General features: G+C 62.5%; 13 protein-coding genes. 6 read left to right on the forward strand and 7 right to left on the reverse strand.

The features are described from left to right. Positions 1-11: 11 nt before the first annotated feature. On the reverse strand, positions 12-1,259 hold the full coding sequence (locus GNZ13_RS23365) for an ABC transporter substrate-binding protein (RefSeq protein ID WP_172168469.1): 1,248 nt from the start codon (positions 1,257-1,259) through the stop codon (positions 12-14). A gap of 531 nt (positions 1,260-1,790) precedes the next feature. Between GNZ13_RS23365 and zwf the strand changes: the two genes are divergently transcribed. The 4 genes from zwf to GNZ13_RS23385 all read left to right on the forward strand — a co-directional run bounded on the left by zwf (position 1,791) and on the right by GNZ13_RS23385 (position 7,859). Next, a complete protein-coding gene (gene zwf / locus GNZ13_RS23370) occupies positions 1,791-3,254 on the forward strand; it encodes a glucose-6-phosphate dehydrogenase (RefSeq protein ID WP_172168471.1) in 1,464 nt (487 codons plus the stop codon). Positions 3,255-3,457: 203 nt separating this feature from the next. Then, on the forward strand, positions 3,458-4,180 hold the full coding sequence (gene pgl / locus GNZ13_RS23375) for a 6-phosphogluconolactonase (protein ID WP_172168473.1): 723 nt from the start codon (positions 3,458-3,460) through the stop codon (positions 4,178-4,180). Then, entirely contained in the window at positions 4,158-6,074 is a 1,917-nt protein-coding gene (locus GNZ13_RS23380; protein ID WP_172168475.1) for a bifunctional transcriptional regulator/glucokinase, read from the forward strand. The genes pgl and GNZ13_RS23380 overlap by 23 nt, the downstream gene beginning before the upstream one ends. A gap of 858 nt (positions 6,075-6,932) precedes the next feature. After that, a complete protein-coding gene (locus GNZ13_RS23385) occupies positions 6,933-7,859 on the forward strand; it encodes a bestrophin family protein (protein ID WP_172168477.1) in 927 nt (308 codons plus the stop codon). 118 nt (positions 7,860-7,977) lie between these two features. Here the strand turns inward: GNZ13_RS23385 and GNZ13_RS23390 are convergent, their stop codons facing one another. The 5 genes from GNZ13_RS23390 to apbC form a co-directional block, all read right to left on the reverse strand. Next, positions 7,978-8,667, reverse strand: coding sequence for a lysozyme inhibitor LprI family protein (locus tag GNZ13_RS23390; RefSeq protein WP_236002156.1), 690 nt, complete (start codon positions 8,665-8,667; stop codon positions 7,978-7,980). A 65-nt stretch (positions 8,668-8,732) separates the two neighbouring features. Beyond that, on the reverse strand, positions 8,733-11,018 hold the full coding sequence (locus GNZ13_RS23395) for an arginine/lysine/ornithine decarboxylase (RefSeq protein WP_172168482.1): 2,286 nt from the start codon (positions 11,016-11,018) through the stop codon (positions 8,733-8,735). Positions 11,019-11,102: 84 nt separating this feature from the next. Beyond that, positions 11,103-11,672 carry a dCTP deaminase gene (dcd, locus tag GNZ13_RS23400; protein WP_028200499.1) on the reverse strand — a complete coding sequence of 190 codons (570 nt, stop codon included), beginning with the start codon at positions 11,670-11,672 and terminating at the stop codon, positions 11,103-11,105. A 250-nt stretch (positions 11,673-11,922) separates the two neighbouring features. Then, positions 11,923-12,456, reverse strand: a complete 534-nt coding sequence (locus tag GNZ13_RS23405; protein ID WP_172168484.1) for a superoxide dismutase family protein — start codon at positions 12,454-12,456, stop codon at positions 11,923-11,925. Positions 12,457-12,587: 131 nt separating this feature from the next. Continuing rightward, positions 12,588-13,676, reverse strand: a complete 1,089-nt coding sequence (gene apbC / locus GNZ13_RS23410; protein ID WP_172168486.1) for an iron-sulfur cluster carrier protein ApbC — start codon at positions 13,674-13,676, stop codon at positions 12,588-12,590. Positions 13,677-14,007: 331 nt separating this feature from the next. Between apbC and GNZ13_RS23415 the strand changes: the two genes are divergently transcribed. Both GNZ13_RS23415 and metG read left to right on the forward strand, forming a co-directional pair. Beyond that, on the forward strand, positions 14,008-14,661 hold the full coding sequence (locus tag GNZ13_RS23415) for an OmpA family protein (RefSeq protein WP_172168488.1): 654 nt from the start codon (positions 14,008-14,010) through the stop codon (positions 14,659-14,661). 393 nt (positions 14,662-15,054) lie between these two features. Then, complete coding sequence (gene metG / locus GNZ13_RS23420) at positions 15,055-17,190, forward strand: methionine--tRNA ligase (protein WP_172168497.1); 2,136 nt, start codon at positions 15,055-15,057, stop codon at positions 17,188-17,190. Between the two features lie 116 nt (positions 17,191-17,306). On the opposite strand, the gene GNZ13_RS23425 is transcribed toward metG, so the two are convergent. Continuing rightward, positions 17,307-21,108, reverse strand: a 3,802-nt coding sequence (locus tag GNZ13_RS23425; protein ID WP_172168499.1) for a translocation/assembly module TamB domain-containing protein, incomplete at its 5' end; no start/stop codon positions are given.

Genomic DNA, 21,108 nt, shown 5'->3' on the forward strand with positions numbered 1-21,108 from the left:
GCTTACGTCACTTACTTGGTCTTCGCTGCCTTCGCGAGCGCGGCAACCGCGGTCTTCGAATCTTGTTGCGAGTTCATGAACTTCGTGACCACGTCCGAGATCGCGCCGGCTGCTGCATCCGGTTGCGCCATGCCGTGTGCCAGCGAAGGCACATAGCCGCCCGACTTGATCGCCACTTGTTCATCCGCGTACGACTTCTTCGCGCAGTCGTCGAACTTGGCCATCGACACGCCCAGACGAACCGGGATCGAACCCTTGTTCAGGCTGAACTGTTCCTGGAAGTCCGGCGACATGATCGTCTTGGCCAGCGCGACTTGACCCGGCGTTGCTGACTTCTCGCCCTTCTGCTGGAAGAACACGAACGAGTCGACGTTGAACGTATAAGCCTTTTCCGTGCCCGGAACAGCAGCGCAGATGTAGTCCGAGCCCGCCTTCTTGCTGGCGTTGGCGAACTCGCCCTTGGCCCAGTCACCCATGAACTGCATGCCGGCTTTGCCGTTGATGACCATGGCCGTTGCCAGGTTCCAGTCACGGCCCGTGCGGCCCGCGTCGAAGTAACCCTGGATCTTGCGGACCGTGTCGAACACGCCGATCATCTTGTCCGACGTCAGCGTCTTTTCGTCGAGGTCGACCAGCGCCTTCCTGTAAAAGTCAGAACCCTGGGACAGCACGACGTCTTCCCACAGCGTCAGGTCTTGCCACGGCTGACCGCCCATCGCGATCGGCTGGATACCGGCGGCCTTCATCTTGTCGGCCACAGCGAAGAACTCAGGCCACGTGGTCGGCGCCTTGCCGCCTGCCTTGTCCAGTGCTGCCTTGTTGATGTACAGCCAGTTCACGCGGTGCACCGAGAACGGTGCACCCACGTAGTGACCGTCTGCGTGCATGATCTTGTCGATTTCCGGCGGAAGGTTCTTCTTCCAGTCGCCGGCAGCCGCGTCGATCGGCACCAGCACGCCTTGCTGTGCCCAGTCCTGGATCAGCGGACCCTTGATCTGCGCGGCGCTCGGCGCGTTGCCCGAGATCACCTGCGTCTTGAGTGCCGTCATGGCAGCCGCACCTGCGCCGCCAGCAACCGCGAAGTCCTTCCACGTGTAACCCTGCTTCGTCATGTCGTCCTTGAGGACGCCGACGGCTTTCGATTCGCCGCCCGAAGTCCACCAGTGCAACACTTCGATCGACTCGGCAGCTTGCACAGCCGAGACGCCACACATCAGACCTGCGGCGCACAAAGCGCCCATGATCGCGCGAAATTTCATTGCTTATCTCCTCCAGACACCTGAACAAAAAACAAATGGCCCCTGATGTCGCCAGGGTGCTGTGGTTGGTTCAAACAGGCAAAACACTGGGCGATCGAGCACGGTCGGGCGCATGCTTAAGGCATGAGCCGGCGGACCGATATCCGGCCGCTGGAAGCTCAAGAGATGAGTGGTTCGGGATGCAACTGACTGTCTCCTCTTTTGATTTTTGCCTGCCCGCGTCGCGCGCGGCAGACTCGAGGTGTCTCACACGTTAACCCTGACGCCAACTCCGCCTTCCGGCATTCCGTAAGGGCCGCCGGGGACATGCTGGCACGTGCTCGCACGCAATGTCCGTTAACATGCAGGGGGCGCCTGCCGATTCGGGAAAACGCGCATCTTGCCTCACAGCGCACGCTTTTTTCATCGAATTAGCGCTACCTCTTGATTTGGATTGTAGTTAAACTACAATTCAGTGTCAAAAAATATTTTATCGGACTACGGTCGCCCTTTTCGGTCACCACGGCGGCCCCAGGATATCGACGGAGACTCATGCAAACCGATTCAAGCTTCACCTTCGTTCTCTTCGGCGGAACCGGCGATCTGGCGATGCGCAAGATCCTGCCGGCACTGTTTGAAGCGCACCGTGCAGGTGGCATGCTGGCCGACAGCGGCAAGATCGTCGCGGTGGCGCGGCATGTGGCCGATCGTGCGGGCTACCTCGAATGGGTCAATGAGCACGTCAAGCCGCACGTGTCGAAGAACGGTCTGGATGAAACAGCATGGGCGAGCTTCCTCGACCGTATCGACTTCGTGAAGATCGATCTGGGCAAGGCCGAAGACTTCGTGCTGCTGCGCGACGCCGTGAGCGGCCTGCCGGGCATTCGCGTGTTCTATCTGGCAACGGGTCCGTCGCTGTTCGTGCCGATCTGCCGCGCGCTGGCGTCGGTCGGGCTCAACGAAAATTCGCGCATCGTGCTCGAAAAGCCGCTCGGCTACGACCTCAAGTCGTCCAACGCAATTAATGATGCAGTCGGCGAAATCTTCGCTGAAGAACAGATCTACCGGATCGACCACTACCTCGGTAAGGAGCCGGTGCAGAACCTGCTCGCGCTGCGTTTCGGCAATGTGCTGTTCGAACCGTTGTGGCGCCGTGAATGGGTGGAAAGCATTCAGATCACCATTGCGGAAGAACTCGGCGTGGAAGCGCGCGGCGACTTCTACGACAACACCGGCGCATTGCGCGACATGGTGCAGAACCATTTGCTGCAACTGCTTTCCATCGTGGCGATGGAACCACCGCATTCGATGGATTCCGACTCCGTACGTGACGAAAAGCTGCGCGTGCTGCGCGCGTTGAAGCCGATCGATCCGCGCGATATCGGCAAGGTCGCGGTACGCGGCCAGTATCATGCGGGTGTAATCCGCGGCAACGCGGTGCCGGCGTATGCAACCGAACCTGGCGTGAAGCCGGACAGCACGACTGAAACCTTCGTTGCGCTGAAGGTCGAAATCGAAAACTGGCGCTGGGCCGGCGTGCCGTTCTTCCTGCGCACGGGCAAGCGTCTCGCGGATCGTGTCGCTGAGATCGTGGTGAATTTTCGTGCGGTGCCGCATTCGGCATTGGGCGCGTCCGCGTTGCGCGGCGGTGCGAACCGTCTCGTGATCCGTTTACAGCCGAACGAAACCATTCGCCTCTACTGTCTCGCGAAGCAGCCGGGCGAAGGCATGAACCTCGCCAGCGTCCACCTCGACCTCGCGTTCGACCGGTTCTTCCGCGAAGGGCAGATGGAGGCGTATCAGCGTCTGTTACTCGATGTCATCAATGGCCGCCTCGCGCTGTTTGTGCGGCGCGATGAGCAGGAAGCGGCATGGCGCTGGGTCGAACCGATCCTCAACGAATGGGCAGCATCGAACAAGCCGCCCAAGCCGTATGCATCAGGCACGTGGGGACCGGCCGCGGCGAGCGCGATGTTGGCGCAGCACGACACCTGCTGGCTCGAAGAAGAGAATTGAATCAACTGAATCACGGCGCCGCGCCGTGCCCAGATCGAGATCCCGATCGAAGCACAGCGCAGCGCCTGCAGGACCCACCGACGAACTGAACGGAATGGCGCCGGTATCACGAAGGCGCCTGCAAGTCATCCCGTTTGCAGGCATCGCGTGAGAGCAGTACGGCACATTCCGCAGATCTAACAAGAAAGCAGCACGGAGGAGAAGTGATCGAGCTTCACGCTTTCGACGATCAACGCGCCCAATCCGACGCGTTGGCGAAAGCGGTTGGCGACGCGTTACATGCGTCGCTCGCCGCACAGGCGGCCACGGCCGCAGCGGGCACGCCACATACTGGCGCGCGCCCGGCTATGCTTGCAGTGTCCGGCGGCACCAGTCCACGTCCGTTCCTGCAGACGTTGTCCACGCAATCCTTCGACTGGGCGCGCATTGCCGTGACGCTGGTCGACGACCGCTGGGTGCCGGAAACGGATAGCGCGAGCAATTCGCAACTCGTGCACGACACGCTGTTGCAGAACGCCGCGAAGCACGCCGCTTTCTGGCCGCTGGTCGACACGGCGCAAGACCTGAACGCGCACGTTGCTGCGCTGAACGCCGACCCGCGCTTTAGCGCCGTGCCGGACGTCGCGATTCTCGGCATGGGCGAAGACGGCCACACCGCGTCGATTTTCGCGGATGCGCCCGAGTGGGACCACGCGATCACCACCCCCGAGCGCTTTGTTGCCGTGCATCCCGGCAACGCGCCGCATGCGCGCGTGAGTTGGTCGCTCTCCGCTCTGAAAGAAGTGAAGCACCTGTTTTTGCTGATCGCAGGACCGCGAAAGATGGACGTGCTGAATGCCGCCGCCGCTTCGCTACAAAAAAATGCCATCTCGCAGTTGGCAAACGACAAGGGAGTGAGACTCGATGTCTACTGGTGTGCAAACTAAGGCTGTTCCGGGCGCGGGCCAGCACGCCGATGGACCGAGGCTGCTCGCCGACATCGGCGGCACCAATGCGCGCTTCGCGCTCGAATACAGCCCGGGCGAGATCGGCTCTGTGCAGGTCTATCCGTGCGCGGACTATCCGGGCGTTGCCGAAGTCATCAAGAAGTACTTGAAGGACACCAAGATCGGCCGCGTGAATCACGCGGCGATTGCGATTGCGAACCCGGTCGACGGCGATCAGGTCAGCATGACCAACCACGACTGGAGCTTTTCGATCGAAGCCACGCGCCGCGCGCTCGGCTTCGACACGCTGCTCGTTGTGAACGACTTTACCGCGCTGGCGATGGCCCTGCCGGGCCTGACCGACGCACAGCGCGTGCAGGTAGGCGGCGGCACGCGCCGTCCGAACAGCGTGATCGGCCTGCTCGGCCCGGGTACCGGCATGGGCGTGTCTGGCCTGATTCCGGCCGACGACCGCTGGATCGCGCTCGGCAGCGAAGGCGGCCACGCCACCTTCGCACCGGCCGACGAACGCGAAGACATCGTGCTGCAGTACGCGCGCAAGAAGTGGTCGCATGTGTCGTTCGAACGCGTGGCCGCGGGCCCTGGCATCGAGGTGATTTACCGCGCGCTCGCGGGCCGCGACAAGAAGCGCGTGGCGGCGAATGTCGACACGGTCGAGGTCGTCAAGCGCGCGCTGGAAGGCGAACCGTTGGCGGCCGAATCCGTCGATGTGTTCTGCGGGATTCTCGGCACCTTCGCGGGCAATATTGCGGTGACGCTCGGCGCATTGGGCGGCATTTACATTGGCGGCGGCGTCGTGCCGCGGCTCGGGGAGTTTTTCGCGCGTTCGTCGTTCCGTAAGCGGTTCGAAGCGAAAGGCCGCTTCGAAGCGTATTTGCAGAACGTGCCGACCTACGTAATTACCGCTGAATACCCGGCGTTTCTGGGTGTTTCGGCGATTCTCGCGGAGCAGTTGTCGAACCGCGCGGGCGGCAGTTCATCGGCCGTGTTCGAGCGGATTCGCCAGATGCGCGATGCGTTGACGCCGGCCGAGCGCCGCGTGGCCGATCTCGCGTTGAATCATCCGCGTTCGATCATCAACGATCCGATTGTGGATATTGCGCGCAAGGCCGACGTGAGCCAGCCGACGGTGATCCGTTTTTGCCGCTCGCTTGGCTGCCAGGGCTTGTCGGATTTCAAGCTGAAGCTGGCGACGGGTTTGACCGGCACGATTCCGGTGAGTCATAGCCAGGTGCATCTGGGCGATACCGCGACGGACTTCGGCGCGAAGGTGCTCGACAATACGATTTCCGCGATTCTTCAGTTGCGTGAGCATTTGAATTTCGACCAGGTCGAGCGGGCCATCGATCTGTTGAACGGTGCGCGGCGGATCGAGTTTTATGGGCTCGGCAATTCGAATATTGTCGCGCAGGATGCGCATTACAAGTTCTTCCGGTTTGGTATTCCGACGATTGCCTATGGCGATCTGTATATGCAGGCGGCGTCTGCTGCGTTGCTCGGTAAGGGCGATGTGATCGTTGCCGTGTCCAAGTCGGGGCGTGCGCCTGAGCTACTGCGTGTGCTGGATGTCGCCATGCAGGCGGGGGCCAAGGTGATTGCCATTACGTCCAGCAATACGCCGCTGGCCAAGCGGGCTACTGTCGCTTTGGAGACCGATCACATTGAGATTCGCGAGTCGCAGTTGTCGATGATTTCGCGGATTTTGCATCTCGTGATGATTGATATTCTTGCCGTTGGTGTGGCGATTCGGCGTGCTGTGCCTAGCGCGGATGTGGCTGAGACGGTCGCTAAGGCGCGACAAGGCGCGGATGATGATGCTTCTGCTGTGCTTGATTGGTTGAGTCATGGGGCAGCTTCTTCGGCTCGCGATTAGAGGGTTTTTTGGCCTTCGCGGCGGGTTGGGTGTTGGGTTGTGGTGTTGGCCTTTCCTTGCTTTGTTAGTGGTCTATTGGCGTTGCCCCTGTGTCTGTTTGCCTGCGGCGTTGGCCTTTCCTTGTTTTCTTATTGGTTTATTAGCGTCGCCCCTGTGCGGGGCGGGCACCTACTTTTCTTTGCCGCCGCAAAGAAAAGTAGGCAAAAGAAAGCGGCTCCAACCGCTAATTCTTAAGTGGGTCTCCTGGCTTGGAGGGGGTAGTGGTGCATCTGGAATCCGTGCCCTCGCGCACTCCGCGTCAGTGACAAAGGGCTCGTCAGCGCCCACTCCGCACTGCGTGCGTCGCGGATGGGTATGCTTGGGAAACCTAAGGTTTCGTTTTGAGCGTGGCGGGGACCATCGGCTTCGCCTCGGCGAGACGCCCAAGTGCTCAGAAGATGGTTCCGCGCGCGGCGGCGGTGCAAATCAAAATGCGAGAGCGAAAACGCAGCGATCGGTTGGTGAATTACGTGTCGGCGCGCGCAGCGCCGCCGGAAGTATGACTGCCTTGTCACTCACGCTGAATGTGCGAGGACACAGATTCCAGATGCTCCACTACCGCTACTGCGCGGGAGACCCGCTTAGCAGGGGGTTCGAGCCGCTTTCTTTTGCCTACTTTTCTTTGCGGCGGCAAAGAAAAGTAGGTGCCTGCCCCGCACAGGGGCGACGCTAATAAACCAATAAGAAATCAAGGAAAGGCCAACGCCGTAGGCATACAGACGAACAAGCGCCGCGCAGGCAAACAAAGCAAGAAAAGTCCAACACCAAAAGCAAACAGCGATAATAGACCCCATCGCCGAAGGCCCAAACCAAACCCTGATGATCATCCGCCCACATCTCCATTGGTTCCGCATGCTGCTGGCCTGGCGGGGCTCGGTCCTCCCGCGGCTCCTGCCGCGCCTCTTCCTGATCTTCTGCATTTCGATCGTCGCGGTGGCCGCCCACGACCATCTGCTGCCGGTCTCGCTCAACCTCAACAGCACCGCCCCCTTCTCTTTGATCGGCATCGCCCTAGCCGTCTTCCTAGGCTTCCGGAACAACGCCAGCTACGACCGCTGGTGGGAAGCCCGCAAACTGTGGGGCCAACTGCTCAACGACGCACGCTCGCTGATCCGTCAGGCACTCACGCTGCCAAACAGGCCACTGCCCAAAACAGAAATCGATGCATTCACAGCCGTCCTCAGCGCCCTCTCCCATGCGCTGCGTCACCAGCTCCGCAAAAGCGACCCGAGCGAAGACCTCGCCGCACGCCTGCCGAAACCGTTATTCGGCCGCGTCATGGCGTCACGCTATAAACCGGCGACGCTGATGCTCTGGCTAGGTGAATGGGTGCAGCGTCACGCGCAAACAGGCGCGATCGATCCCATGGCGGTGCTCGCCTTCGATCGAAACCTGAATGGACTGTCGGACATCATCGGCGGTTGCGAGCGCATCGCGGCGACGCCGCTGCCCTTCGCCTACTCGGTCATGATTCACCGCACGGTGTATTTCTTCTGCGCGGCGCTGCCGTTCGGACTGGTCGACAGTATCGGGATCTTTACGCCGATCTTCGCAGTGTTCGTGGCGTACACGTTCATGGCGCACGAAGCGATCGCATCGCAAATCGAAGAGCCGTTCGGCACCGACGACAACGACCTGCCGCTCAACATGCTGTCGCTCTCTATCGAGGACGCCACGCGTGATCTGCTCGGCGAGCCGGCGCTGGAGTTGCCCAAGCCGGAAGATGAAGGTTACATACTCAATTGATAGCGTCGCGGTGCCAAGCGCGGCCGCATAGTCGGAAAAAGATGGATGCAGGCCGGCCGTGCGCCAAGCGTGCCGCTTGACGCCGACGCTCATTCGTTGCCGGTGGTCCCGGCAACCCTCAGTCGTTACCGGCCGTCTCCGACAAGCGCTTGAGCGTCGCCACCCGCGCACCGATGATATCGATGCGGCCGCGTTCATCGATCACTGGCGTGGTGGCGTCGAGATACGCGGTCCAAGCCTTTTGTGCGCGCGCGAGCGTCGGACGCGAGCGCGTCGGCATCTTCGCTTGCAAGCGGCGGTAATAGCGGTTCAGATCGAACATCGCGTGTTCACATTGCGCGTCCGCGGTACAGGCGCGCGGGCGGCGCGGCGGGTCCCCGCCAGCGCTGATCCTGGCCACGGCGCTGCGCAGCGCAAGCGCGCGGTCACGCACCGGTTGCAATTGCATATCGGCTTCGGCCAGCACATACATCGAGCCGTGCGTCGTCGCGAACACGGCGGCCAGCAACTGCTTCTCGACATCGCGCGAGGCCAGCCAGCTCGCCTGGCTCTTTTCCCACGGTTTACGTTGCGCCTGCGGCAACTTCGTCTGAAGCTGCTGCCACGCGCCGTCCAACGCGGCCTTCCAGCCGATCCGCGCGTTGTCCATGCACTGCACCTGCCCCGCCGTCGACGACATGTCGCTGCGCGCCAGACACGTGCGCATCGACGCGTCGATCGGATCGGCGGCGGCGACTTCGGCATGCGCCACCGAGGGCGTCACGCCGAGCGTCACAGTAAGCACCGCGCCGAGCACCGCCGCCGACATCGCCAGCGCGCCAAACGCGCGCCGCGAGCCGTCAGTGCCCAACACGGAATTCACTCCCCACATCGTCAGGCGCGCACGCAATCGACGAAGTATTCGATGCGCCCGTTGATGGTTTCGCCGACAAGCCCGTGGATATCCGTGTGGAAACCCGGGAAGCGTTCGTTGAACTCGCGCGCGAAACGCAAATAGTTGACGATGGTCTTGTTGAAGCGTTCGCCCGGAATCAGCAGCGGAATGCCCGGCGGATACGGCGTCAACAGGATCGACGTGACGCGGCCTTCGAGTTCGTCGATCGGTACCCGGTCGATCTCGCGGTGCGCGAGCTTGGCGAACGCATCCGACGGCTTCATCGCCGGTTCCATGCTCGACAGGTACATCTCCGTCGTGAGGCGCGCAATGTCGTTCGCACGGTAGACGCTGTGGATCTGCTGGCACAGCTCACGCAAACCGACACGCTCGTACATCGGATGATGCGCAACGAATTTGGGCAGCACGCGCCACAGCGGCTGGTTGTTGTCGTAGTCGTCCTTGAACTGCTGGAGTTCGGTGACCATCGAGTTCCAACGGCCCTTGGTGATGCCGATCGTGAACATGATGAAGAACGAATACAGGCCGGTCTTTTCGACGATGATGCCGTGCTCGGCCAGATACTTCGTGACGATCGCAGCCGGAATGCCGGTCTCGCCGAAGCCGCCGTCCATGTCCAGACCCGGCGTGACGATGGTCGCCTTGATCGGGTCAAGCATGTTGAAGCCATCGGCAAGCGAGCCGAAACCGTGCCACGCGTCGTTCGGGCGCAGCATCCAGTCTTCGCGTGAGCCGATGCCTTCTTCCGCGAACGTCTCCGGGCCCCACACCTTGAAGAACCAGTCGTCGCCGTACTCGGCGTCGACCTTGCTCATCGCGCGGCGGAAGTCGAGCGCTTCGGCAATCGACTCTTCAACCAGAGCCGTGCCGCCCGGTGCTTCCATCATCGCCGCGGCCACGTCGCACGAGGCGATGATCGCGTACTGCGGGCTGGTCGATGTGTGCATCAGATACGCTTCGTTGAAGCGATGCTTGTCGAAGCGGCTGTTCTTCGAATCCTGCACGACGATCTGCGAAGCCTGCGAAATACCCGCCAGCAGCTTGTGCGTGGAGTGCGTCGCGAACACCAGTGCGCCGATGCGCGGACGGCCGGCGCCGATCGCGTGCATGTCCTGATAGAACTCGTGGAACTCGGCGTGCGGCAGCCACGCTTCGTCGAAATGCAAAGTATCGAGCCAATCGCCGAGCATCTCCTTAATCATCTCGACGTTGTAGATCACGCCGTCGTAAGTGCTCTGCGTAATGGTCAGAATACGTGGCTTGAGATTCGGGTTTTTCGCGAGCGCTTCGCGCGCGAACGGATTCGCCAAGATCTTCTTCTTGATGTTTTCCGGCTCGAATTCGCTGCGCGGAATCGGACCGATGATGCCGAAGTTATTGCGCGTGGGCGTGAGGAAGACCGGAATCGCGCCGGTCATGGTGATCGCGTGCAGGATCGACTTGTGGCAGTTGCGGTCCACCAGCACGATGTCGCCCGGCGCAACCGTGCCATGCCAGACGATCTTGTTCGAGGTCGACGTGCCGTTGGTCACGAAGAACACGTGGTCGGCGCTGAAGATGCGCGCCGCATTGCGTTCGGAGGCCGCAATCGGGCCAGTGTGGTCGAGTAGCTGACCGAGTTCGTCGACGGCGTTACACACGTCGGCGCGCAACATGTTCTCGCCGAAGAACTGGTGGAACATCTGGCCAAGCGGGCTCTTCAGGAACGCGACGCCGCCCGAGTGCCCCGGGCAATGCCAGGAATAGGAGCCTTCGTCCGCGTACTGCACCAGTTCCTTAAAGAACGGCGGCGCGAGCGAATCCAGATACACCTTGGTTTCGCGGATGATGTGGCGCGCGACGAACTCCGGCGTGTCCTCGAACATGTGGATGAAGCCATGCAGTTCGCGCAGGATGTCGTTCGGCAGGTGGCGCGAGGTGCGCGTTTCGCCGTACAGGAAGATCGGAATATCGGCGTTGCGGCGGCGCACTTCAGTCACGAACGCGCGCAATGCGACGATCGCGGCAGCCAGTTCCGGCGTCTCGCCTTCCACCACGACGTTATCGACGTACGGCAGCAGTTCGTCGTCGTCGATCGAGAGGATGAAGCACGACGCGCGGCTCGATTGCTGCGCGAACGAAGTCAGGTCGCCGTAGCTCGTCAACCCGAGCACTTCCGCGCCTTCTTTCTCGATAGCTTCGGCCAGAGCCCGGATGCCGGAACCCGAGATGTTCTCGGAGCGGAAATCTTCGTCGATGATGACGACGGGGAAACGAAACTTCATGGGGCGATTCTCCAAAAAGAACGACCGCTGCATTTGACTAAGCAGCGGTCACCCGAATAGCTGGTGGGTCAGTGCTGCCGGGCGTCACGTCTTGGGCAACGTGACGCCGTGCTGACCTTGATATTTGCCGCCGCGATCCGCGTACGACGTTTCACAAATCTCGTCGCTTTCGAAAAACAGCACTTGAGCGACGCCTTCGTTCGCGTAGATTTTCGCAGGCAAAGGTGTCGTATTCGAGAATTCGAGCGTGACATGCCCTTCCCATTCCGGCTCGAACGGCGTCACGTTGACGATGATCCCGCAACGCGCATACGTGGATTTGCCCAGACACACGGTCAGGACGCTGCGCGGAATGCGGAAATACTCGACGGTGCGGGCCAGCGCGAACGAATTCGGCGGGATGATGCAGACATCGCCCTTGAAGTCGACAAACGACTTCTCGTCAAAGTTCTTCGGATCGACGATGGTCGAGTTGATGTTGGTGAAGATCTTGAATTCGTCGGCGCAGCGGATGTCGTAGCCGTAGCTCGACGTGCCGTAGCTGACAATCTTCCGGCCGTCTTCGGAGACGCGGACCTGATCTGGCGCAAACGGCTCGATCATATTGTGCGACTCGGCCATGCGCCGGATCCACTTGTCGGATTTGATAGTCATAGGTGAACGCTGTTCGACTTGAGTGACAGGTGTGTGACGAGGGTGTGACGGATAACAACCCGGTGTAAGTTCCGGGCCGGGCGCCGTCGGCTAGGCGCCCCCAACGAAAGGCGCTTATTTTACGCGATCAGGAGAATGCTGCTGCGGGCATGGCCTGAGAGCCGTCCGTGGCCCCCCCAAAAGGCTTGCTGCAAGGCCATTCAAACGGCTAAACACTTGCGGCGGATGGGACCCGCCACCTGCGCCGCCCTCACTGGCGAATCAACCCGCATGCAAGCGCGGGGCCTGCGCCATGCTGCGGATACGCATAAGGGTCGGTCGCGTCGTGATGCAGCAGCACAGCGCGTTGCAACACCGAGCGGATACCGTCGAGCGACACGTCCGGTGCAACGATGAAGCCGGTGGCCACACCATTCGCGTCCGCGTGGATGTTGCCGAGATCGCCTTCGACCCGGGCACCTGCTTTCAGACGCTCGGCTGCCGGCGAGAACACCTGGCCGGCGCTGGAGCCGTCGGCGGCATTGCAGTCGCCGCGCTCATGCACTTGCAATGCGTGGTCGCTATCGGGCGGCAAGCCCGCGAGATTGTAGGTGACCTGCACGCCGTCCGAACGCTCGATGAACGTTACAAGGCCGCGCGCCTGATTGCCCACGGTGGGCAGCAACTGCGCATCGGCTCGCTTTTCCTGTGGTCTCAGGAACGTGCTACAGCCGCATAACAGCATGCTACTGGCAGCCAGGACGATGAACGCATGCACCGCCTGCCCGTCGATTCGTTTTCCCATGCGATCCTCTTGCCGACCTGGCGGCCGCCCCTGCGGCCGCCGAGCCGAACTTGTGAAGTCGACATGATACCGCGAGACCAGGCGCAAATTGACGCCTTGGCCCCGCTTTGGCCCCTCATCCGAACGGCTACTCAGGTGTTCTGGACAACGATGCTGGGAAACTTCGAGGTCATGTCGCGAGCCCGTTCGGCGATATGGATCGCAACCTTGCGCGCGATCGACCGGTAGATCCCGGCGATACGTCCATCTGGGTCCGCCACGACGGTGGGTTTGCCCGAGTCGGCCTGCTCACGGATGGCGATATCGAGCGGCAGGCTGCCGAGCACGTCGACGCCGTATTCCTTGCTCATCCGCTCGCCGCCACCCGCGCCGAAGATATGCTCTTCGTGGCCGCAATTCGAGCAGATATGCATACCCATATTCTCGACGATGCCGAGGATCGGAATGCCGACCTTCTCGAACATCTTGAGGCCCTTCTTCGCGTCGAGCAGCGCGATGTCCTGCGGCGTCGTGACGATCACGGCGCCCGTCACCGGCACGCGCTGCGACAAGGTCAGCTGAATGTCGCCGGTACCCGGCGGCATGTCGACGATCAGGTAGTCGAGATCTTGCCAGTTGGTCTGCCGCAGCAGCTGTTCGAGCGCTGAGGTGGCCATCGGGCCGCGCCACACCATCGGGTTGTCCTGCTCGATCAGAAAGCCGATCGAGTTGGCCTGCAAGCCGTGGCCGGTCATCGGGTTCATCGACTTTTCGTCGGGTGATTCGGGACGGCCGACAATCCCAAGCATCATCGGCAGCGAGGGGCCGTAGATATCCGCATCGAGGATGCCGACCGACGCGCCTTCGCTCGCCAGTGCCAGCGCGAGGTTCACGGCGGTCGTGCTCTTGCCGACCCCGCCTTTGCCCGACGCCACCGCGACGATGTTTTTAACGTTCGGCAATAGTTTGACGCCGCGTTGCACGGTGTGCGCAGCGATGTTCTGGGACACCTCGACGCGTGCGTTCGCCACGCCGGGAACGGCCTTCAGCGCGTCGGCGAATTGCGTGCGGACCGCTTCAAATTGCCGTTTGGCCGGATAGCCGAGTACCACCTCGAGGCTGACCGTGTGACCCTCCACGGCCACGTTCTTAACGTTTTTGGCAGCCACGTAGGGCTTGCCCGTGTTGGGGTCAGTGACGGCCGCGAGGGCAGCGTCGACCAAAGCCCGATCGATACTCATTGACACTCCGTGGGGAACACTTGCGGCGCGGCGGAATCCAAGTTTCGGGCACGCGCCGGAATTTGAAAAAAATTGTTAGGCACCATTGCTAAAACCAGGCGCGCCATGCACCCTTCGGGCAGGCGGAACGCCATGGGGTCGCATCGCTGCGTACTTCAGTCATCATTGTAGTGGCTGGCGCCAAGCCTTGCCGGAAGACCCTTCTCCACTGTCGGACCGGGACCAGGGAAGACGCAGGATTCTCGTATTGTCGACTTGCGCGCTTTACGGCCGTCACGTCCGGCGTATAGATTTATCGCTTCCACCTGCTTCACTCAAGAGGAATCAAAAAATGAATGCAAAAATCATGACTCGCCTTGCCGTTTTCGCCGTTGCTGGCTCGTTGCTGGCAGGCTGCGCATCCCAACAAGGCACTGACACGGCCGTCGGCACGGGCGTGGGCGCCGCCACCGGCGCGGCGATCGGCGCGATCTTCGGCGGCGGCAAGGGCGCGGCGATCGGCGCGGGCGCCGGCGCAGCGGTCGGCGGCATCACCGGCTACAACTGGCAAGCCATTCACAACAAGCTGTCGGGCGCCACCAAGGGCACCGGCACGCAGATCACCGAACAGCCGGACGGCTCACTCAAGCTGAACATCCCGAGCTCGGTCACGTTCGACACCAACAGCTACGCGGTCAAGCCGTCTTTCACGCCGGTGCTGGATCAGCTGACGCAGACCATGCAGCAGAATCCGGAACTGATCGCCCAGGTAATCGGCTACACGGATAGCACGGGTCAGCCGGCTTACAACCAGACACTGTCTGTCAACCGCGCGGAAAGCGTGACGGGCTATCTGGGGCAACGCGGCGTCGCGCCGCAACGCCTGTCGGCAAGCGGCATGGGCCAGAACCAGCCGGTCGCTGACAACAACACCGAAGCCGGCCGTGCAGCAAACCGTCGCGTGGAAATCTATCTGCGCGCCACGGCTCAACACGCCACGCAATAAGGGCGCAAGCCTGAAAGAGGAAGAAGCAACCGGGCGCCAGGCTCTTGCCAATGTTTCCACCGGCGTCCGGCAAGCCGTAAAAAGCGGAGGAAAGAAAATCTCGCTCGAGAACGAAAAAAATTTCGAACTCTGCCGGAAATCCGCGGTCTGTCTCTACGGTACGTGGCTGGCGAAGCCGCCGCGTCACCATTCTCCTCTTGTCGTTGTTGCTCCGGGGTTAATAGCCCCGGTTTTTTTTTGGGCGCTCGGTTTTCGCCCCGCAGGAAATCCCCTTGGGGACACACCGTCCTGCCCCGGCACCGACCCAGCCGCGGCCTAGGTGGCCCAGCCCGCGCCGGGCGCCTGCCCTGCTAGAATCAACGTTTCGTCCCATCGCAGGCTCCCACCATCCTTATGTCAGCACCCGCAACCGATCTCTCCGCAGGCGCGCCGTCAGGCCGTCGCCAGGTCCTCGTCACGTCGGCCCTTCCGTATGCGAATGGGCAAATCCATATCGGCCATCTGGTCGAATATATCCAGACGGACATCTGGGTCCGGACGTTGCGAATGCACGGGCACGAGGTCTACTACGTGGGCGCCGACGACACTCACGGCACGCCGGTCATGCTGCGCGCGGAAAAGGAAGGTCTGACGCCGAAGCAGCTGATCGACCGCGTCTGGCTGGAACACAAACGCGATTTCGACAGCTTCGGGATTTCGTTCGACAATTACTACTCGACCGATTCCGAAGAGAATCGCGTGTTGAGCGAGTCGGTCTACCTTGCGCTCAAGGAAGCGGGCCTGATCGAAGCGCGCGACATCGAACAGGCATATGACCCCGTCAAGGAAATGTTCCTGCCGGACCGTTTCATCAAGGGCGAATGCCCGAAGTGCGGCGCGAAGGATCAATACGGCGACAGCTGCGAGGTATGCGGTTCGACTTACCTGCCTACCGAGCTGATCAACCCGTATTCGGTCGTCTCGGGCGCCACGCCGATTCGTAAGACCTCGACGCACTATTTCTTCCGCCTGTCCGATCCGCGCTGCGAGAATTTCCTGCGCGCTTGGGTCAGCGGCCTCGCGCAGCCGGAAGCCACCAACAAGATGCGCGAATGGCTCGGCGACGCCGGCGAAGCCAAGCTCGCCGACTGGGATATTTCGCGCGACGCGCCGTATTTCGGCTTCGAAATTCCGGGCGCGCCGGGCAAATATTTCTACGTGTGGCTGGACGCACCGGTCGGCTATTACGCGAGCTTCAAGAACCTGGCCGTTAAGCGCGGCCTCGACTTCGACGCGTGGATTCGCAAGGGTTCGACCGCCGAGCAGTACCACTTCATCGGCAAAGACATTCTGTATTTCCACACGCTGTTCTGGCCGGCCATGCTCGAATTCTCGGGTCATCGCACGCCGACCAACGTGTTCGCGCACGGCTTCCTGACGGTGGACGGCGCGAAGATGTCGAAGTCGCGCGGCACGTTCATCACCGCGCAAAGCGTGATCGACACGGGCCTGAATCCGGAATGGCTGCGCTACTACTTCGCCGCCAAGCTGAACAGCACGATGGAAGACCTCGACCTGAACCTCGACGACTTCCAGGCGCGTGTGAACAGCGACCTGGTCGGCAAGTACGTGAACATCGCGAGCCGCGCGGCCGGCTTCCTGATCAAGCGTTTCGAGGGTCGCGTGCAAGACAGCGCCATGCAGCACCCGCTGCTCGCCACGCTGCGCGCCGCCGTGCCGCAAATCGCCGCGAATTATGAGGCGCGCGAGTACAACCGGGCGCTGCGCCAGACCATGGAACTGGCCGACGCGGTCAATGCGTACGTCGACACTTCCAAGCCGTGGGATCAGGCGAAGGACCCGGCTAGTGCGGTCGCGTTGCACGAAACCTGCAGCGTGAGCATCGAGGCGTTCCGTCTGCTGTCGCTGGCGCTCAAGCCGGTGTTGCCGAAGCTGGCGGAAGCGGTCGAAGCCTTCCTCGGCATCGAGCCGCTGGTGTGGGCCGACGCGAACGTGCCGCTCTCGTCCACGCGCCCGATCAACGCATACAAGCACCTGATGACGCGCGTCGATCCGAAGCAGATCGAAGCGCTCATCGCAGCGAATCGCGACTCGCTGCAAGCCACGCCGGAAGCTGCGGCGCCGGTGGATGCGAAGGCCAAGTCGAAGGCTGCGAAAGCAGCCGCCGCCGATAAGGATGAAACGCCCGGCATCATCTCGATCGACGACTTCGCCAAGATCGATCTGCGCATCGCGAAGATCGTCGACTGCAAGGCGGTGGACGGCTCGGACAAGCTCCTGCAACTGACGCTCGACGTCGGCGAAGAGAAGACGCGTAACGTGTTCTCGGGCATCAAGTCGGCCTATCAGCCGGAGCAACTGATCGGCAAGCTGACGGTGATGGTCGCGAACCTCGCACCGCGCAAGATGAAGTTCGGCCTGTCCGAAGGGATGGTGCTGGCGGCCTCGGCAACTGACGAGAAAGCCGAACCGGGCCTCTACGTCCTCGAACCGGATAGCGGCGCGAAGCCGGGCATGCGCGTGAAATAAAGCGCGCGGCGTCGAACGCTGCGGGTATCAAAAAAAACGGCACGCTTTAAAAGGCGTGCCGTTTTTTTTGTGCCGTGGCGTTGCTCAGACCACGGCCACCGCCGTCACCTCCATCATCACCACCGGATCCGGTCGAAGCGCCGTGTATAAAGCAGTTCCATGCCGTCGAACGTACCGCCATATGCCGCCACCGACCAATAGCGCGTGAGGTTCACCGTCGCCTTGATCGCATTGCTCGCCGACTGCAGACCCTGCTCGTAGCCGACCACGAGCCACTCGTTGATTGCCTTCGACACCATCACCACCTGAGGATCGGTCAACCCGACTTCGCTTCGCCCGATCGAAAATTCGTCGAGCCCGAAGGTCTGCGCAATTCGTTTACCGCTCGCGCTGCCGAGCAAGGCGAGCGCGGTCGTCATGGTGCTTTGCTGACCGAGGTTATTGCCCTGGTCCGTGCCGTGTCCAAACAACAGCCATGAGAGCTTTTCGTTATCCGGCACGTTCGGCTCGGAGATCAGCTTCGCAACCGGGAACTGGACCGTGCCCGTGACCTGCACGCCCGCCTCGACCTGCTGGTTGCGGCGCATGGCCAGAATGTTGATGCCCGGATTGGCCACCGGGCCGTTGAACGTGAAGAAGCCGTTCTCGATGTTGAGCTTGCGCCCGAACGCGGTGTAGGTCGAACCCTGCGTCACGCGAACATTGCCGACCGCGCGCAACGGCAGGTTCGGCGCGCTCATCGCGGTGATCGTGCCGCTCAGGCCAAGGTCCGCGCCTTGTCCGCGGAAACGGAAGCTGTTGCCCAGACTGATGTCGATATTGGCGCGCGGCGCGAACGGACCGATCGGCTTGTTGGTGCCCGCCACCGGCGCCGGCCGCTCGCCCGCCACCGTGCCGTCCGGACGCACCACCACCACGTCGTCGCCGAGCTTCGGCGCGGACTGCTCCGGCATATCGAACAGCGCGTGATCGACCACGAATTTGCCGTTGATCGCCATGCCGCCTTCGGCCCCGGCATTCGCCACGCTCGCGCTGCCCGACAGCGACAGATTGCGGTCCGGCGCCGCGAACAACTCCAGCTTATCCGCGACGATGCTCGCGGACAGATCCGGTTCCGCGCCATCCAGACGCACACGGCCGGTGGCGCGCAACGTGCCGCTCGCACCGTGAAACTCGACCTGCTGGAAGTCCACCAGATTTTGTGAGAGCGCGATGCGCACCACACCGTCCTTCAACTGCACGCCCTGGTCGACCATCGTCGCCGACAAACCGTCGCCGAGCAGCGACCCCGTCAGATTCGGCTTGGCGACCGTGCCGCCGAGCGCGAGTTTCAGCGCGAGGTGGCCGTCGAGCAGATAGCTCGGGCCGAACAGGCCGCCGGTCGTTTTCAGCGACGGCACGTTCGCATTCACATTGCCGGTGAGCGCGCCCTCTTCGTTGACGGCCAGAAAGCCGTCGCGCATCACGAGGGTGGTGTGCGCGTCGGCGTCGACCACGCCGATCCGGCTGGCCTGCGCGTGGACGGTTGCATTCAGCCGGTTGCCGCCGCTGAATTCGGCGCGCGCGCTCATATCCGTGATGCCCAGCGAGGTCAAACCACGACCGATTTCGACCGTCACGTCGCCGCCGCGACGCTTCAACTGGATGTGGCCGCTCGCGGTGCTGCCGAGTGCGAAATCCCAGTCGCCGTCGAATACCAGATCGGTTTTGACGGCCGGTGGCGTACCGGTGATTTCGCGCCGCAGATCTTGCAGGCGCGCGAGTGAAATGTCGGTCAAGGTACCCGCGGACTGAATCTTGCCGTGGTCGAAGGCGAACGATTTGAGGCTCAACACCGCGCCTTCGAGTGTGAGACGTGTCGCGCCAAGCGTCAGGCGGTCCGGTCCGGCGCTCACGGAAAGCGGCGACTCGAGATTCAGCGCCGGCGTGCCGCGGTTCTGCAGGCGGGTCACGGTGCCGTCCCAGCGCGTGCCGTCACGTGCTTCGGTCAGCTTGCCGTTGGCGGCGAGCGTCAGATCGAGTGGACGGTCCTGCAGTTTGCCGGTAGCCGCCGCCTCCAGCGTGTGGTTGGCGCGCGTACCGGACAGGCGCGCCGTGAGCGTGGTCAGATCGACGCCGCCGGCACTGAGATTTCGCGCGTCGGTCGTGAAGACGAGCGCTCCGTTCGCGCCGTCGCGCAGTTCGGCGTGACCTTCCGCATGACCGATGCGGTTACTGCTGAACACCACACTGTCTGCCTTGTAGTTCAGCACGACATTCGGATGCGCGAATGAGCCGGTGACGTCGCCATCCGCAGCGACGAGACCGGCGAGCCCGAAACCGAGGCGCTCGAGTTCGGGCGCATCGACGCGGAAACGCAGCCGGTCGCCGCGCGCGCCGAAGCTGCCTTGCAAGTCCACCTGATTGCCCGCCACCGAGAGATTCGCGCGGCTCGGCAGAATCCGCGAGCCGGCCAACTGGACCACGCCGCCACCCGTCAACGGCAGGCCGTCGTAGACGCTCGGACCGAGTTTGAATTCAGCCTTGGTGGTGAAGACCGGGCCGAGCATGCCGGCCGCGGTGAGCGTACCGTTCACGCGTGCCTCGATCTTGCGGGCGGGCGGTGCGGCGCGTTTGGGCGGCGGCGCTTTGCGTTGAACCACTTCGGTTCGCACTGCGGCTTTGGCGGTGTTCTTTACCGCGGCGGCGGCTTTGTCGCCGGGGGCCGCGCTCTTCGCACCGGCCGTACTGCCCGCTTGCGCCGCGCCTTGCGTGAGCGCCTTGGGCGCCGGGCCCGTTACAGGCGCCCGCGACGGCATCTGCGAAGTCAGCGTCAACGGATCGAAATCGGTCAGTTGCGCTTTCAGGTTGTAGGTGGAATTCGCGTCGTGCTTAAGCGCGCCGGACAGATCGATGCGGCCTTTGCCCGACGTGACACGCACGTCGTTGAAGCTCATGCGCGCGGGGTCGAAGGTCACCTTGCCTTGCGCGCGCAACCCGGCTTTCGGGTCGGCGAGATCGAGGGTCAGGCTTTGCACGTCGTCGTTAAGACGGATGCCGATCGGACCGGAAAGCTGGGTCGGCCGTACGGTCGCTTCGAGCGCGTTCAGGTCGAGCCCGGCGACTTGCAGATCGAACTGGCCGTGCTTGCCGGTCAGCGCGCCGCCGCCGGTGAGCGTGGCGCTCTTCACGAGCCGCACCTTCAGGTTCGAGATGCGCTGCGCCTGGGCGTCGAGGTGCACATCGGTTTGCGCGTCGATCAAAGGCAGCAGATTCTGGTCGATCGCACCCGGTTTGGCGTTGACGATCGAGACATGGCCGGCAACGGCGAAACCTGCCGCGCCTTTTTCTGCCGCATCGGCGTGGACGCCGCCTTTGCCGTTTTTGACAACATGTGGCTCGGTAATGCCGGCGGCGTTGTTCTGGCCCACGCTATTGCTGCCGGCTGCGCTGCTGGCACTGGCGGTGCTCGCCGCGCCGGCATCACTCCCCCCACTGGCCCCACTGGCCGCGCCCTGCCCCACCGGCTGCAATTCAGCGCGCACCGCCAGATCCGCCAACGGCGCGCCGGGCGCAAACGCCTGCGGGTTGACGTGGTCGAAGGTCAGCGTGGCGCGTTGCAACGGTACGTCGCCGAACAGCGTCGCCTCGACTCGCGCATGGCCGGCGAGCTTCATGCCGCTGGCATCGAGTTCGCCGATGAGATTCTCCAGCGAGCCGCTCAGATGGCCGCCCACCTGCACCGCCTCGTTGTTGACCTTGCCGGAATAGCCGAGATCGCCGGTCAGCGGAAACGGCCGCACCCCGTCGAGCTTCGCCGCCGCCGTCACCGCACCGAACGGCGTGTCCAGCCGCTCGATCGCCGCCTCGTGGTGCCGGCCGTCGCTGCGGCCATGGAACATGAAACGGGAAAGCTCGGTCGTCGACCCGCCCTCGCGC

Source organism: Paraburkholderia elongata, assembly GCF_013177735.1.
In the GTDB taxonomy this organism is placed as follows: domain Bacteria; phylum Pseudomonadota; class Gammaproteobacteria; order Burkholderiales; family Burkholderiaceae; genus Paraburkholderia; species Paraburkholderia elongata.

Bases quoted from the DNA above. Each gene is read 5' to 3' on its own strand.
- GNZ13_RS23365 (WP_172168469.1), bottom strand. From the start codon at position 1,259: ATGAAATTTCGCGCGATCATGGGCGCTTTGTGCGCCGCAGGTCTGATG.
- zwf (WP_172168471.1), top strand. From the start codon at position 1,791: ATGCAAACCGATTCAAGCTTCACCTTCGTTCTCTTCGGCGGAACCGGC.
- GNZ13_RS23380 (WP_172168475.1), top strand. From the start codon at position 4,158: ATGTCTACTGGTGTGCAAACTAAGGCTGTTCCGGGCGCGGGCCAGCAC.
- GNZ13_RS23385 (WP_172168477.1), top strand. From the start codon at position 6,933: ATGATCATCCGCCCACATCTCCATTGGTTCCGCATGCTGCTGGCCTGG.
- GNZ13_RS23390 (WP_236002156.1), bottom strand. From the start codon at position 8,667: ATGTCGGCGGCGGTGCTCGGCGCGGTGCTTACTGTGACGCTCGGCGTG.
- GNZ13_RS23395 (WP_172168482.1), bottom strand. From the start codon at position 11,018: ATGAAGTTTCGTTTCCCCGTCGTCATCATCGACGAAGATTTCCGCTCC.
- dcd (WP_028200499.1), bottom strand. From the start codon at position 11,672: ATGACTATCAAATCCGACAAGTGGATCCGGCGCATGGCCGAGTCGCAC.
- GNZ13_RS23405 (WP_172168484.1), bottom strand. From the start codon at position 12,456: ATGGGAAAACGAATCGACGGGCAGGCGGTGCATGCGTTCATCGTCCTG.
- apbC (WP_172168486.1), bottom strand. From the start codon at position 13,676: ATGAGTATCGATCGGGCTTTGGTCGACGCTGCCCTCGCGGCCGTCACT.
- GNZ13_RS23415 (WP_172168488.1), top strand. From the start codon at position 14,008: ATGAATGCAAAAATCATGACTCGCCTTGCCGTTTTCGCCGTTGCTGGC.
- metG (WP_172168497.1), top strand. From the start codon at position 15,055: ATGTCAGCACCCGCAACCGATCTCTCCGCAGGCGCGCCGTCAGGCCGT.